The following is a 15,246-nucleotide window of genomic DNA, read 5'->3' as shown; positions in this document are numbered from 1 at the left end:
CGATGACGACGGAAACGAAGCCAGCGGACGCCCGCGAGGCGGTGGTGATCGTCCCCGGCATGGGGTCGGACCACTGCGCGGGGATTGTCCGCGCGGCGCTGGAGAAGACCCCGGGTGTAGCCTCGGTGGGGACCAATATCGCCCGCCACCGGGTGACCGTGGGATACGACCCCGAGCAGGTGGACCCGCAGGGGTTGCGGGCCGCCGTGGAGGGGGCCGGCTACGACGTTGCCCAGGTCGAGGGCGCGGCGGGCGGTGCCGGTGCGGTGCGCCTGGTGGTGCCCGGCATGGGGTCGGATCACTGCGCGGGGATCGTGCGCGGTGCGATCGAGAAGCTGGACGGCATCCAGGCGGTGCGCACCAACATCGGCGATCACCGTGTGACCGTAGAGCCCGGTCCCGGCGGCCCCGATGCCAAGGCCCTGCGCGCCGCGGTCGAGGGGGCCGGCTATGACGTGGCGGCGGTGGAGACCGAGGAGGCCGGCAGCGAGGCGGACGACGCCGAGATTGACGCCGCCTATCTGAAGCAGGCCTGGCGCCGGCTGTGGATCGCGATGATCCCGACCATCGCGATCATGGTGCTGATGATGCCGCACATGTTCTGGCAGGAGATCCCCGGCTATCTGCTGATCATTGCCGTGTTGGCCTTCCCGGTGGTGTTCATGGCGGGCGGTGCGGCCACCCACCGTTCGTCCTGGCGCGCGCTGAAAAGCGGCAGCCTGAACATGGACGTGCTGATCTCCATGGGCTCGCTGCCACCCTACCTGCTGGGGCTGATCGGCTTCTTCTATCCGATGACCTCGTTCATCGAGATGGCCGCGACCATCATGGCCTTCCACATGCTCGGGCGGTATCTGGAGTACCGCGCCAAGGGCGAGGCCTCCTCCGCGATCCGCAAGCTGCTGGATCTGGGCGCGAAGACCGCCCGGGTCGAACGCGATGGCGAAGAGGTCGAGGTGCCGGTGAAATCGCTGCAGGTGGGCGAGCTGATGATCGTGCGCCCGGGCGAGAAGATCCCCACCGATGGCGAAGTGGTCGCCGGCGAGAGCACGGTGGACGAATCCATCGCCACCGGTGAGTCGGTGCCGGTGGACAAGGGCGAGGGCGATAGCGTGCTCGGCGCGACCCTGAACCAGCAGGGGCGGCTGAAGGTGCGTGCGACCCGCGTGGGGGCCGACACCTTCCTGTCGCAGGTGATCCGTCTGGTGAACGAGGCCCAGGGTTCGCGGGTGCCGGTGCAGGAGCTGGCGGACCGCATCACCGCGCGCTTCGTGCCGGCGGTGCTGGTCATTGCGCTGGCCGCGTTTGCGGCCTGGTTGGCGTTCTCCGGGGCGCTGCAGCCGATCCTGATCTGGGGCGAGGGCTTCCTGCCCTGGGTGGACTCGGAACGGCCGCCGATCGTGCTGGCGCTGCTGGCGGCGATCGCCGTGCTGGTCATTGCCTGCCCCTGTGCGCTGGGACTGGCCACGCCCACCGCGCTGATGGTGGGCTCCGGCATGGGCGCCGAGCGCGGCGTGCTGATCCGCTCGGGCTCCGCGATCCAGACGCTGAAGGACATCCGCGTGATCGTGCTCGACAAGACCGGGACCATCACCCGCGGGCAGCCGGCACTGACCGACGTGATCGCGGCCGAGGGCTTCGATGACGCTCGCGTGCTCGGTGCGGCCGCGGCCGTGGAGGCCGGCTCCGCGCACCCGCTGGCCGAGGCCATCGTGCAGGGTGCGCGCGACCGGGAGCTGGCGATCGCCGAGGTCGAACAGTTCCAGTCGCACACCGCGCGCGGGGTGGAGGCTCACCTTTACGGGGAACGCGTCCTGGTCGGCAGCCAGCGGCTGCTGGAGGAGCAGGGCCTGGATCCGTCCGGCCTGCTGGAATCGCTGCGGCGGCTCGAGGATGCCGGCAAGACCGCGATGCTGGTGGCCATTGGCGAGCGACCGGCCGGCATTGTCGCGGTCGCCGACACCCTCAAGGAGGAGTCGCAGAGCGCCATTGAGCAGCTGCATAGCCTCGGCATACGCTGCGTGATGGTCACCGGCGACAACGAGCGCACCGCAAACGCGGTGGCCGCACAGGTGGGGATCGACGAGGTCCGAGCCGGCGTGCTGCCGGAGGGCAAGGTCGAAGCGGTCCGCGAACTGCAGGCGCAGTACGGCGACCACGTGGCGATGGTGGGCGACGGCATCAACGATGCCCCGGCGCTGCAGCAGGCGAACGTCGGCATCGCGATCGGGGCCGGCGCGGATGTGGCCATCGAGGCCGCGGACGTCACCCTGGTGCGCGGCGAGTTGACCAAGGTGGTCGAGGCCGTGCAGCTCTCGCGCCTGACCTTCCGCAAGATCGTGCAGAACCTGTTCTGGGCCTGGGGCTACAACTCCGCCGCAATCCCGATCGCCGCGGCCGGCCTGCTGCACCCCATGATCGGCGTGATCGCGATGACCGCCAGCTCCCTCTCGGTGATCGGCAACTCCATCCTGCTGCGCCGCAGCATGCCGACCGACGAGCGCTGAACGGGTATCCTTGGCCGCCATGAGTCAGCCGATCACCCATCCCGCGAGCCCGGATCTCTACCAAGCGGCCGAAATGGCGCTGCGCGAGTGCGATCCCGAGACCAAGTGCGAGCGCGTGCTGGCGCTGATGCAGGCCTGGTGGTCCGATGAGCTGGAGGCGGTCGCCAGCTCCGGGCCGGAACGGTTGGAGGTGCCCGGGCGTCCGGAACGGCCGGTGCTGGTGCACCCGAAGGACCTGCCGCGACGCGGGTTGCACACGACGGCCGGGCGGGTGGCGCTGGTGCATGCGGTCGCGCATATCGAGTTCAACGCGATCAACCTGGCGCTGGATGCCGTCTATCGCTTTCGCGACATGCCGGCACCCTTTGTCAGCGACTGGCTGCAGGTGGCGGCCGAGGAGGCGCGTCATTTCCGGCTGTTGCGCGCGCGGCTCCACGAGCTGGGGGCGGACTACGGCGAGCTGCCGGCCCACAACGGACTGTGGGAGGCCGCACTCGCGACCGACCATGACGTGATGATCCGCATGGCCCTGGTGCCGCGCGTGCTGGAGGCGCGCGGGCTGGACGTGACCCCGGGCATGATCGAGCGCCTGACGGCGGCGGGCGATCACGCGACCGTGGCGCTTCTCGAGATCATCCAGCGCGAGGAGGTCGCCCACGTGGCGATCGGCTCGCGCTGGTTTCGCGAGCTGGCGCACGTACGCGGGCTTGATCCCGAGCCGCTCTTCCTCGAGCTGTTGGCCGAGTACATGCCGGGCCGCGTACGCCCGCCCTTTGCCCACGAGGCGCGCCGCGCCGCCGGCTTCACCGACTCCGAGATGGTGCAACTGGAGGCCCAGGCCACCGCCGAGCCGTCGCCATAGCCCCGACCGCCTGCCTTGATGAGGCTGGTCCTGGTTCGGCATCCGGTGTTTACGGTGGCTTCGGGCCGCCGCCTGCCATGCGCTGTCTCGCCAGCGCACCGCGCCCGTTGTTGATCAAAAACGGGCTTCTTTGCTCGTGCAAAGAAGTAACCAAGAAACACGCCCGACTGCCGCGACCCCGGCCCGCTATGCGGGCCGGGGTTTCCCTCGCTCCGAGGGTTTTCGCGGGCGGCGCTGAAACTCGCTGCGCCTTCGGCTTCGCTCAGACAGTCAGCGCCTCTCTTCCCGCGAAAACCCTCTCCACTCCGCGCGACGACAACGGGGGTGAAGGTCAAGACAACGGCTGTCCCAACGATTGTGCTTACGGATGGAGGCTAGGTCTTCGGACATCTTCGGCACGCGCGGCCTTCGGCCATAGCGTGCCGCGCCCGCCAGCGGGCGCCGGGGGGGGAGTAGGATGCCGATGAGCGCAGCGAATCGCATCAGGGTTGCCCCGACGTCGGAACGGTGCGTTTCGCTGTGCTCAACCGCACCCTACGGCGTTGGAGTTGGCTGCAGGCGCGGGGATAACTTCTGTTTTGACCTTCATCCCCCCGTATGAAGCCCCTTGCGGAAGGGTTCTCGGGACGGAAGAGAGGCGCTGACTGTCTGAGCGAAGCCAAAGGCGTAGCGAGTTTCAGCGCCGCCGGCCCGAGGGCCCTGGAGCAAGGTCCCCGGGCGGAGTCCGGGTGCCCTTCTTTGGGTACTTTCTTGGGCAAGCAAGAAAGTACCTCGGGGTGCGCTGCCGAGACAGCGCAGGCAGGCGGCCGGACTAAGGCACGGAAACACCAGATTCCGAACCAGGCCCAGCCAAGAATGGCCGAGGCGTGACAGCGGTTCAGGCGTGCAGCAGGTGCGCGGGGTAGGGCGAGCCGTCCAGCTTGCGCAGGACGGGGCCGGTCGCCGCGACCTCCAGGTAGCCCGGATGCTCGTCCCAGGCCGGGAGCACGCAGCGCTGCCGTGGCTGGCCGTCGACCGTCAGGTCGTGGATCGCGGGCCGGTGGGTATGGCCATGGATCATCAGCGGGACATCGGCGTCGCGGAAGGTATCCGCTACGGCGTCGGCATTCACATCCATGATCGCGTCGGCCTTCATCCGGCTGTTGTCACGACTGGTGGCGCGCATGGACTCCGCCTGCCGGATGCGTTCCTCCAGCGGCTGGGCCAGGAAGGCCCGCTGCCATTCGCCGCCGCGTACCTGCTGGCGAAAGGCCATGTGTTCGGTGTCGTCGGTGCACAGGGAATCGCCATGCAGCAGCACGGCGGGCCCGCAGGGCAGGGCCGCGTGCAGCGGCTCGGGCGCCAGCTGCATCCCGGCGCGGGCGGCATAGTCCGGGCCCACGAGAAAATCCCGGTTGCCATGGATGAAGGCCACCGGGATCTCGAGTGTCTGCAGGGCCTCGGCGAGCTGTTCGGCGGCCGGGAATCCGGCGTCATCGCCGACCCAGTATTCGAACAGGTCGCCGAGGATGTACAGCGCCGAGGCGCTGCGCGCCGGTCCCTTCAGGAAGGCGAGTGTGGCCTCCAGCAGGGGGCCGGGCTCGCGATCCAGGTGCAGGTCGGAAATGACCAGGGCCGGCGCGCTGGAAGCCACGGGGTGGCTCAGTCCTCGACGCGCTTCACGCTTTCCATCACGACCGGCTCCTGCGGCACATCCTGGTGCATGCCGGAACGGCCGGTGGGTACGGACTCGATCTGGCGCACGACGTCCATGCCCTCGGTCACCTTGCCGAAGACCGCATAACCCCAGCCCTGCGCATTCGGGGCCGTGTGGTTGAGGAAGTCGTTGTCGTTCACGTTGATGAAGAACTGCGCGGTGGCCGAGTGCGGATCCTGGGTGCGGGCCATGGAGATCGCACCCACCTCGTTCTTCAGGCCGTTGTCCGCCTCGTTGCGGATGGGCTCGCCAGCGGACTTCTGGCTCATGTTCTTGTCGAAGCCGCCGCCCTGGACCATGAAGCCCGGGATCACGCGGTGAAAGATCGTGCCGTCGTAGAAGCCGTCATCCACGTAGGACATGAAGTTGGCGACCGTCTCCGGGGCGGCCTCGGCATTGAGTTCCAGCACGATGCGGCCATGGTTGGTTTCGATCGCGACCTGCGGATTGGTATCGGCCATGGGGGCTCCTGAAAGCAGTAGGGCAAGAAGGGCGGTGGCCAGCACAATGCCGAGCCGGAAACGGGATCGCTGCACGGGACTGGCCCTCCGGATGAGTGTCGGGCGGCCATGGTACCCGGCAGGCGGGGTGCCTGCCAGCAACGCTACTAGGGAGACGCTGATTGAATCGCACGTCCGCGTTGGTGCCCCCTGTTTTCCGAGACAAGGCGCGTCGTGCAGCGGGTAGTGGTTCTACCCGCCCGTTTTTGATGGATTCGGGGCGCAACGCAGGATCGAGGAGCAGGGGGCACCAACCCCACAAGACATTTAGTGCAGGGGCTCGGCCGCTTTTGCGCGGGAACGGCGTTGCGGTTCCCTTGTGCAGAATGACTGCACGGCAGTCACCGCGCCTTGTTCGCACGCAAAAGCGACTCGAGCGCGGACGCGCGATTCAATCAGCGTCGCCCTAGGGCCACGGCAGGCCCGGCTGGTGGCCCGCGGGGTGCTCCGCTACCATGCGCGCGATGACGACACCGCCGACCAAGACCCGTTTCGCGCCCAGTCCCACCGGGCTTCTCCACCTCGGCAACGTGCGCACCGCGTTGTTCAGCGCGCTGTTCGCCCGCTCGCGCGGCGGGCATTTTCTGCTGCGGATCGAGGACACCGACGCCGAGCGCTCGCGCCCGGAGTTCGTGGTCGCGCTGATGCGCGACCTGCGCTGGCTGAAGCTGGACTGGGACGAGGGCGTTGACGCCGGTGGCGATGCCGGACCGTATGCCCAGTCCGAGCGCGGCGGGATCTTCGATGGCTATTACCAGCAGTTGATTGATGCCGGTCAGGCCTACCCCTGCTTCTGCTCGCCCGCCGAGCTGGAGCGGGGACGCAAGCGCATGCGCGCCCAGGGCAAGCCGCCGCGCTATCCGGGGACCTGCTCCCACCTGAGCGCGGAGGAGGCCGAGCGGCGCGCGGCCGAGGGGCAGAAGCCGACCCTGCGCTTTCGTGTGCCGCTGGGTCGGACGGTCCGTTTCGAGGACGGGGTACGCGGGCCGGTGAGCTTTCGGACCGACGAGATCGGCGATTTCGTGATCCGCCGCTCCGACGGCACGCCCGCCTTCTTCTTCTCCAATGCGATCGACGACGCCCTGATGGGCGTGACCGATGTGGTGCGCGGCGAGGACCATATCGCCAACACCCCACGCCAGATGCTGTTGCTGGAGGCGCTGGGGCTGGCGGCGCCGGCCTACCATCACCTGCCGCTGGTGATGGGGCACGACGGTGCGCCGTTGTCCAAGCGCAATGGGTCGGCCAGTGTCGAGGAGTTGCGCACTACGGGTTACCTGCCGCTCGCGATCCTTAATCACCTGGCACGCCTCGGGCATCGCTACGAGTCGGACGAGTTACTGAGTGCGCAGGAACTCGCGGCCGGGTTCAGCCCGGAGCGCATTGGTCACAGCGCTGCGCGCCACGATGCGCAGCAGTTGGAACACTGGCAGACCGAGGCCCTGCGCCAGCTGTCCGATGCCGATCTGCTGGCCTATCTCGATGACTTCGATGTGTTCGGGCAGCTGTCAGAGGACCAGCGCCCGGCACTGGCGGGGCTGTTGCGTGACAACATCACCCGCGCCGAGGACGCCCGTATCTGGGTGGAGGCCTTCGCCGCCGATCCGGCCCCACTGAGCGAGGCGGCCGCCGCCGAGCTGCAGCAGGCGGGCGCGGATTTCTACCGCGCCGCCCTGGACGCCCTGGAAGAGGCCGAGGATTTCCCGGCCCTGGCAAAGGCTGTCGGCGCGGCGACGGGTGCGAAGGGGCGCAAGCTGTTCATGCCGCTGCGTGCGGCGCTGTCCGGCCAGACGCATGGGCCCGAGCTGCCGCGCATCTTCGAGTATCTAGGGCGTGAACGGGTGCGTGCGCGCCTGCAGGCCGCGCTTGAGCAGGCGGGCTGAAGCGCCCTTCAGTCTCCCTCGGGCGATTTCGTCGCCGTCACCTTCAGCTCGAGTGCGCCGCGCGCCAGGCGGGCCTGCAGCGGCGCGCCGATCTCGGTTCTTGCGGCGTCGCGCAGGACCTGTCCTTCTTTCGTTTGCAGGATCGCATAGCCGCGTTCCAGGACCGCCTGGGGGCCGAGGGCGCTCAGCTGGCGCCGGGTGGCCTGCAGCCGCTGCTGGCGGATCGTCAGGGCCTGACGCATCTGGTATTCGAGATCCCGGTGCAGGCGTGCCAGGCGCTCGCGGTGTGTGCGGATGTCGTGTGCCGGGGCGGCGCGCGCGAGACGCTGGTGCAGATGGTCGAGGCGCATCCGCGCGGAGGCGATGCGGTTGCCGGGGGAGGCCCCGGCCAGGCGCAGGCGTAGATGCTGCAGGCGCTGGCCGGCCTGCTCGTGCCGGCGCTGCCAGGCGCGTTGCAGGCGCTCGTGCTGGTCGTCCAGGCGCTGCGCGTTGCGTTCCATCAGCTGGCGCGGGTGGCGCCGTTCGAGTCGGGTCCACAGGGCGTTCAGCGTCTGCCGGTGCTGGGCAACGCGCTGGCCTGCAAGTGTAGTCATCCGGTCGCGCGCCCGTTCGATCCGGTGGCGCAGGGTGGCGCCATCCGGGCTGACTGCCTCGGCCGCCGCGGTCGGGGTGGAGGCGCGCAGGTCGGCGACGAAGTCCGCAATGGTGGTATCGGTCTCGTGCCCGACACCCGTCACGACCGGGATTGGCGACGCGGCGATGGCGCGGGCCACGCTTTCCTCGTTGAACGCCTGCAGATCCTCCAGCGAACCGCCGCCGCGCGCCAGGATCATCACGTCCACGATGCCCTCGCGGGCGGCCTGCTCCAGGGCCGCGACGATCTGGCTGGCGGCCTGCGCGCCCTGTACCGCGGTGGGGTAGAGGGTAAAGGGCAACAGCAGAGGGAAACGCCGCGCCAGGGTGCGTTCGATATCGTGCCGCACATCGCCCTGGGTGGAGGTGATCACGCCGAGGCGATGGGTCCAGGTGGGGAGGGGCTTCTTCCGCTCGAGGTCGAACAGGCCCTCGGCGGCGAGCTTTTCCTTCAGGCGCTGGAAGGCTGCCAGGAGCTGGCCCTCGCCGGCCGGCTGCAGCTGCTCGACGATGATCTGGAACTGGCCGCGTGCCGCGTAGATCCCGGCACGGCCCTGGATCTGCACCGCGTCGCCATCGGCGAAGCGGGCAGCGTTGCGGGCATTGCCGCGAAAGAGCACACAGCTGACCGAGCTGTTCGCGTCTTTGAGCGAGAAGTACTGGTGGCCGGAGGCGTACTGGCGCAGGTTGGAGACCTCTCCCTCCACGCGTACCCGGCCCAGGCCGTCGCGCAGCAGGCCGTCGGCACACTGGTTGAGTTCGGTGACGGTCAGTACGGGGGCGTCGCTCATGGTTCGGGATTCACGGACGTGGTGTTCGGGATGTGCGTGGCGAAGGGCTATTGTCGCCGGAACACGCGGTGCAGGACATCGGTGCCGCGTCCCTGCGGGTTGGCGCGCAGGCGGGCCTCTTCCTCCGCCAGCATGAAGAACAGGCCTTCCATCGCATGCTCCAGGACGTGCTCGACCGGGTCGAAGCGCACGCGCGCGAGGAAGGGGATGTCGCGCATGCGCTCCTTCAGCTCACCGTAGGTGTCCAGGGCCTCCACCTGCTCCAGGCTCTGCTGGATGGCCGGGCGCATCGTCTCGGTGATTTCGGCGCGTGCGTGGTGTTCGAGATGCCGGGTGGCGGCGTCGTCGTCGCCGACCAGGATTTCGCGGGCGTTGTCCAGGTCGAGCGCGAAGACGGCCCGTACCAGTGGCTCGCGGGCTTCGCGTATAGCGGCCTCGGCGGCCCGGTTCATCCGCTCCTCAAGCTGGTTCAGCGGCGTGGCCATGCCGATGCGATCCAGCGACCGACGGGCGGTCGCGAGTACCTCCGGCAGCGGGACGCGCACGTCCGGGTTGCCGAAGAAGCCGTTGCGCTGGGACAGGGTCTCGGTGGCCGAATGGGAGGCGATGATCAGGGCCTCGTGTACTGCCTCGATGATCTCGGCCGTCGTGAGGTCGGAGGCGTCCGGGCGGCGGGTCAGCGCGCGCAGCACGTCGGGGTTGAAGGGCCACCAGCTGGCGCTGGCCGTCGGTGCCGCGGCAACCGTCAGCAGCCCGGGTGCGAGCATCAGGGCAAGCAGTCGGCGGCGGCTCAGGCAGGGCATGAAGGGGCTCGGTGGCTTGAAACGAGGACGGTCATCGTAGCAGGGTGCCGATTTCGCGTCTGCCGGGCGACATGTACGGCGTTCGCCCGGTCTGCTTGTCGGGAGGTGGCCGGAAAATTTATACTGAACGGCTATTTATCATTCCGGGAAAGATATCGGTTCTTTCCCCCGCTGGACTGTCCTGGAGCGATGCATGCGGATACTCGGTGAAGCCCTGACCTTCGATGACGTGCTGCTGATCCCGGGGCATTCGAATGTCGTCCCCCGCGATGTTGATCTGACCACGAACATCACCCGCGAAATCCAGCTGAGCGCGCCGGTCGTCTCCGCCGCGATGGATACGGTGACCGAGGCGCGTCTGGCGATTGCCATGGCGCAGGAAGGCGGGCTCGGGATCGTGCACAAGAACATGTCGGTCGAGGCCCAGGCCGCCGAGGTTCAGCAGGTCAAGAAGCACGAAAGCGGGGTAATCAGCGAGCCGATCACCATCGGCCCGACCGCGACGATCGGCGAGGTCGTGGAGCTGACCCAGGCCAATCACATCTCCGGCGTGCCGGTGGTGAACGGCAATGACCTGGTTGGCATCGTGACCTCCCGCGACCTGCGCTTCGAGACTCGCATGGAGGCCCCGGTCACCGAGATCATGACCCCCCGCGAGCGGCTGGTCACCGTGCCCGAGGGCGCGGACCGCGGTCACGTGCTGGAGCTGCTGCACAAGCACCGCATCGAGAAGGTGCTGGTGGTCAACGACGACTTCCAGCTGCGCGGGATGATCACCGTCAAGGATATTCAGAAGTCCACCGAACACCCGCACGCCTGCAAGGACGATCGCGGTCGCCTGCGCGTGGGCGCGGCGGTCGGCGTGGGTGCCGGTACCGACGAGCGCGTGGCCGCGCTGGTCGAGGCCGGGGTGGACGTACTGGTGGTGGATACCGCGCATGGTCACTCGCAGGGCGTGCTGGATCGCGTGGCCTGGGTGAAAACGCACTATCCGGACGTGCAGGTGATCGGCGGCAACATCGCCACCGCCGCCGCCGCGAAGGATCTGGTCGCGGCCGGGGCCGATGGCGTGAAGGTCGGGATCGGCCCGGGCTCGATCTGCACTACCCGTATCGTGGCCGGCGTGGGCGTGCCGCAGATCACCGCGATCTCGGATGTGGCCGAGGCGCTGAAGGGTACCGGTGTGCCGATGATCGCCGATGGCGGCGTGCGCTTCTCTGGCGACCTGGCCAAGGCCATCGCCGCCGGCGCCAACTGCGTGATGCTGGGTTCGATGTTCGCCGGGACCGAGGAGGCCCCGGGCGAGGTCGAGCTCTATCAGGGCCGCTCCTACAAGATCTACCGCGGTATGGGTTCGCTGGGTGCGATGCAGCAGGGCTCCTCGGACCGCTATTTCCAGGACCCGAACAGCTCGGCCGACAAGTTCGTGCCCGAGGGCATCGAGGGCCGGGTGCCGTACAAGGGCTCGATTGTCGCGATCATCTACCAGTTGATGGGCGGGCTGCGCTCGTCCATGGGCTATGTCGGCGCGCACGACATCGAGGAGATGCGCAGCAAGCCGCACTTCGTGCGCGTGACCGCCGCCGGCATGCGCGAGAGCCATGTGCACGACGTGGCGATCACCAAGGAAGCCCCGAACTACCGAATGGACTGACCGGCCCGTCACGGCCCGGTCCCGATACCCCACCGGCCGTCCGGCCGGTATAGCGGATGACCTCATGACCCAGGATCTTCACGCCCACCGCATTCTGGTGCTGGACTTCGGCTCCCAGTACACCCAGCTGATCGCCCGCCGCGTGCGCGAGGCCGGGGTCTACTCCGAGGTGCACGCCTGGGATATGCCGGCGGCGGATATCCGCGCGTTCAATCCCACCGGCATCATCCTGTCCGGCGGCCCGGAGTCGGTGAACGTCGACCAGCCGCCGCGCGCCGAGGATGCGGTGTTCGAACTGGGCGTGCCGGTTCTGGGTATCTGCTACGGCATGCAGACCATGGCCGCGCAGCTGGGCGGGCGGGTCGAGCCGTCCGAGCGCCGCGAGTTCGGTTATGCCCAGGTACGCGCGCGCGGCCACACCCCGTTGCTGCGCGACATCGAGGACCACACCACACCGGAGGGCTACGGCCTGCTGGACGTGTGGATGTCGCATGGCGACCACGTGACTGAGCTGCCGGAGGGCTTTCGCCTGATGGCCTCCACCGACTCCGCGCCCATCGCCGGCATGGCCGATCCGGAGCGCGGCTTCTACGGCGTGCAGTTCCACCCCGAAGTCACGCACACGACTCAGGGCCAGCGCATCCTGGAGCGCTTTCTGCACGAGATCTGCGGCTGCGAGTCGCTGTGGACTGCGGACAACATCATCGACGACATGGCCGCGCGGGTGCGCGAGCAGGTCGGGGACGACCACGTGGTGCTGGGCCTGTCCGGCGGGGTGGACTCCTCGGTGGTCGGGGCGCTGCTGCACAAGGCGATCGGCGACCAGCTGACCTGCGTGTTCGTGGATACCGGGCTGCTGCGCCTGGGCGAGGGCGACCAGGTGATGGCGACCTTCGCCCGCCACATGGGCGTGAACGTGATCCGCGTGGACGCCGAAGACCGCTTCATGCGCGCGCTCGCCGGGGTCGAGGACCCGGAGGCCAAGCGCAAGGTCATCGGCGGGCTGTTCATCGACGTTTTTGACGAGGAGGCCGCGAAGCTGAACAACGTGCAGTGGCTGGCCCAGGGCACGATCTACCCGGACGTGATCGAGTCGGCCGACTCCAAGACCGGCAAGGCGCATGTGATCAAGTCGCACCACAACGTGGGCGGGCTGCCGGAGAACATGAAGCTGGGGCTGGTGGAGCCACTGCGCGAGCTGTTCAAGGACGAGGTGCGCAAGATCGGTGTGGAGCTGGGCCTGCCCACCGAGATGGTCTACCGCCACCCGTTCCCGGGGCCGGGTCTGGGCGTGCGCATCTTGGGCGAGGTGAAGAAAGAATACGCTGAGCTACTGCGCCGGGCGGACGCCATCTTCATCGAGGAGCTGCGTGCCGCGGATCTATACGACAAGACCTCGCAGGCGTTTGCGGTGTTTCTGCCGGTGAAGTCCGTTGGGGTGATGGGCGACGGCCGGCGCTACGACTACGTGGTCGCGCTGCGCGCGGTGGAGACCATCGATTTCATGACCGCGCGCTGGGCGCACCTGCCGTATGACTTCCTCGACCACGTCTCGCGCCGGATCATCAACGAGATCCCCGGCATCTCGCGCGTGACCTACGACATCTCCGGCAAGCCCCCGGCCACGATCGAGTGGGAATAGCCGCTGCGGGGGGTGGCTAACTCAGCCCCCGGCCAGGAACAGATAGCCCGCCGTACCGGCGATGCCTGCGGCCACGGCGGCCGCGACCCAGCCCGCCAGGGCTAGCAGGCGACGCCGATCGCCCGGCGGGGCGGGGCTCGTTGAAGGCGTGCTCCCGCTGATCGCGGGTGTCGTCTCCAGTTCGCTGTCGCGTCCGCTGCGCAGGAGATCCAGCATCGCTTCAATCTGCTGGTCGTCGAAGCCGAAGGGATCGAACCGGCGCTGCCCGAATTGCTGCAACAGGGCGCGTACCTCGCCGGCCGCGGGGACATATTTCATCGACCACTCTCCGAAGCCTGCGCGCTCCAGCTCGCGTTCGCGCAGTACGGTGATCTCTTCGTGGCGCGGGTCGCAACGGATGCGCTCCAGAGTCGCGTAGACGGCCTTGGGCTCGCCCTCCAGGCACTGGAAGAAGTGGCCGTCGCCGTAATAGAGGGCACCCACGATGCCGGCCCGGGGGTTGTTCTGGCGCGACTGCAGCAGGATCCGCCCGACCTCGGGCTCGATGCCCTGGGCGGGATGTTCGTGGCGCGCAAAGGCCGCGCGGCTGACATACACCAGCTGGAGCGTCATCAGCGGAACATCTCTGAATGGATATGTAGGGAAGACCACGCCCGGGGTCGGACGTTCCGCAGTGGGATGAGCGTCGACCCTATTCGATGATCTGGTTGACGTGCTCCAGGCCAATCGCGTCGCTTTCCCAGTCCAGGTCCCGGGTGGACGAACGCGGGGCCAGGCGGCGCAGCGAAGCGACCCCTTCGCGATCGATGTGGGCCAGACGGTGGGGGGTGCCGACATGGCTTTCGATGTTGGCGGCCTGTACGACGTCGCTGTAGCTGATCGGGGACTCGGCATCTGGTTCGCGCTGGAGGTTCTCGTGGTCCGCGACCGCGCGGATGATCTCCGGCTCGAAGTTCCAGTTCTTCAGCATCGCTCGGCCGATCGCGACGTGTGCGGCATCTGCCGCTGCCTGCAGGGCGCGTGGATCCTCGTAGATCGCCGGCGTCTTCTCCGCACGGCGCAGGATCGGGATCATCCCGATGTCGTGCACCAGGCCGGCGAGCAGGGCGGTGTCCGGGTCCAGATGCGGATGCCGGCGCGCCAGCAGATAGCTGATGATCGCGACCTCGAGGCTGTGGTTCCACAATGCTTCCATGCGTTGCCGGATCGCGTCGTTGCCACTTTGAAAGACCTCTTTCATCGACAGGGCGATGATGGTCTGGCGCGCCCGCTCCATGCCCAGTCGGGTCACCGCGGAGCGGATGGTCGCGCAGCGGCTCAGTCCCCGATAGGCGGGGCTGTTGGCATGGCGCACCAGCCGAGTCGCCAGCGCCGTGTCACGCGAAATCAGGTTGACCAGATCGGCGATGGAGCTGGTGTCGTCCTGCACGATAAACAGCGCCTGCACGGAAATATCCGGAAGGGTCGGGATATCGATCTGCTGACGTTCCAGATCCGAGCGCAGTCGCTCGAGGAATTTTTCCACTTCCGCGCGGGTGGCCAAGGGTCGTCCCTGTATGGCTGGGAGGTCAGGCGGGATTATGCCACAGGGTGCCCCTGGCGCCGATCCGAACATGGCCTTGGTTGACGGGTTTGCGGTCGCCGCCGATGATGGAGAAAGAACCCGACAGGAGGTCGTGATGCGCCGCTTCGTGCTGGATACCAGTGTGTTCACCAACCCGCATGTGGCGGGCCAGTTTGGCGCGGACGCGGAGGACATCCTGCGCACCTTTCTGCATCTGGCGCGCGATTGCCCGGCCGAGTTCTACATGCCGCTGTCGGTGTACGAGGAATTCCGCGGCATGCGCGACCTGGAGGCCCTGGCCGCGGATTTTGAGACCGTGGTCTGGGTGCGCTCGCCGCGTCGCTTCGCCCTGACACTACCCAGCGACATCCTCTACGAGTTCATCGACGAGGTGCGCACGCGTATCGACCGCGGGCTGCGCATCGCCGAGGAGCACACGCGCCAGGCGGGTGCGGCGGAGTCGCTCAAACCCGAGCTCATCACCCAGCTGCGCGAGCGCTTTCGCGAGGCCATGCGCAAGGGCCTGGTGGACTCGCGCGAGGACGTCGATGCCGTTCTGCTGGCGATGGAGCTGGATGCGGAGCTGGCCAGTGCCGATGAGGGCATGCGCAAACTGGGCAACCGCATGGGCATCAAGCTCGTCACCGCCGATTATCTGCGCCGGGTGATGGAGAACCTCGCAGAGGCGGAGCGCCCCGGCATTTGAGCGCG

Annotated in this window: 12 protein-coding genes; 6 read left to right on the top strand and 6 right to left on the bottom strand. The window is 68.0% G+C overall.

The annotated features are described in order from the left end of the window. The first annotated feature begins 2 nt into the window (after positions 1–2). Positions 3–2,507 carry a heavy metal translocating P-type ATPase gene (locus F466_RS0110335; RefSeq protein WP_018994073.1) on the top strand — a complete coding sequence of 835 codons (2,505 nt, stop codon included), beginning with the start codon at positions 3–5 and terminating at the stop codon, positions 2,505–2,507. A 19-nt stretch (positions 2,508–2,526) separates the two neighbouring features. Continuing rightward, positions 2,527–3,369, top strand: a complete 843-nt coding sequence (locus F466_RS0110330; RefSeq protein ID WP_018994072.1) for a ferritin-like domain-containing protein — start codon at positions 2,527–2,529, stop codon at positions 3,367–3,369. 877 nt (positions 3,370–4,246) lie between these two features. Here F466_RS0110330 and F466_RS0110325 read toward each other — a convergent pair. Next, a complete protein-coding gene (locus F466_RS0110325) occupies positions 4,247–5,002 on the bottom strand; it encodes a UDP-2,3-diacylglucosamine diphosphatase (RefSeq protein WP_018994071.1) in 756 nt (251 codons plus the stop codon). Positions 5,003–5,010: 8 nt separating this feature from the next. Continuing rightward, positions 5,011–5,526 (bottom strand): peptidylprolyl isomerase, encoded by a 516-nt coding sequence (locus F466_RS0110320; RefSeq protein WP_018137548.1) that lies wholly within the window; start codon positions 5,524–5,526, stop codon positions 5,011–5,013. A gap of 494 nt (positions 5,527–6,020) precedes the next feature. On the opposite strand from F466_RS0110320, the gene gltX reads away from it, so the two are divergent. Beyond that, entirely contained in the window at positions 6,021–7,448 is a 1,428-nt protein-coding gene (gene gltX / locus F466_RS0110315) for a glutamate--tRNA ligase (protein ID WP_018138425.1), read from the top strand. Positions 7,449–7,456: 8 nt separating this feature from the next. On the opposite strand, the gene xseA is transcribed toward gltX, so the two are convergent. Together xseA and F466_RS0110305 are read right to left on the bottom strand one after the other, a co-directional pair. Further along, positions 7,457–8,872, bottom strand: coding sequence for an exodeoxyribonuclease VII large subunit (gene xseA, locus F466_RS0110310; RefSeq protein WP_018994070.1), 1,416 nt, complete (start codon positions 8,870–8,872; stop codon positions 7,457–7,459). A 47-nt stretch (positions 8,873–8,919) separates the two neighbouring features. Beyond that, a complete protein-coding gene (locus F466_RS0110305) occupies positions 8,920–9,675 on the bottom strand; it encodes a DUF4197 domain-containing protein (RefSeq protein ID WP_018138427.1) in 756 nt (251 codons plus the stop codon). 193 nt (positions 9,676–9,868) lie between these two features. Between F466_RS0110305 and guaB the strand changes: the two genes are divergently transcribed. Further along, complete coding sequence (guaB, locus tag F466_RS0110300) at positions 9,869–11,329, top strand: IMP dehydrogenase (protein ID WP_018994069.1); 1,461 nt, start codon at positions 9,869–9,871, stop codon at positions 11,327–11,329. Positions 11,330–11,393: 64 nt separating this feature from the next. After that, positions 11,394–12,971 carry a glutamine-hydrolyzing GMP synthase gene (gene guaA / locus F466_RS0110295; RefSeq protein WP_018649294.1) on the top strand — a complete coding sequence of 526 codons (1,578 nt, stop codon included), beginning with the start codon at positions 11,394–11,396 and terminating at the stop codon, positions 12,969–12,971. 21 nt (positions 12,972–12,992) lie between these two features. On the opposite strand, the gene F466_RS0110290 is transcribed toward guaA, so the two are convergent. Together F466_RS0110290 and F466_RS0110285 are read right to left on the bottom strand one after the other, a co-directional pair. Next, complete coding sequence (locus F466_RS0110290) at positions 12,993–13,583, bottom strand: BLUF domain-containing protein (RefSeq protein ID WP_018994068.1); 591 nt, start codon at positions 13,581–13,583, stop codon at positions 12,993–12,995. Between the two features lie 79 nt (positions 13,584–13,662). Next, entirely contained in the window at positions 13,663–14,514 is an 852-nt protein-coding gene (locus F466_RS0110285) for an HDOD domain-containing protein (protein ID WP_018138431.1), read from the bottom strand. 136 nt (positions 14,515–14,650) lie between these two features. Here F466_RS0110285 and F466_RS0110280 point away from each other — a divergent pair, with 136 nt between their 5' ends. Continuing rightward, complete coding sequence (locus F466_RS0110280) at positions 14,651–15,241, top strand: RNA ligase partner protein (protein ID WP_018138432.1); 591 nt, start codon at positions 14,651–14,653, stop codon at positions 15,239–15,241. The last annotated feature ends 5 nt before the right edge of the window (positions 15,242–15,246 follow it).

Source organism: Thioalkalivibrio sp. ALgr1, assembly GCF_000378285.1.
Taxonomy (GTDB): Bacteria; Pseudomonadota; Gammaproteobacteria; order Ectothiorhodospirales; family Ectothiorhodospiraceae; genus Thioalkalivibrio.
The sequence above is the reverse complement of the archived record's forward strand: the minus strand, read 5'-3'. Positions and strand labels throughout refer to the sequence as shown.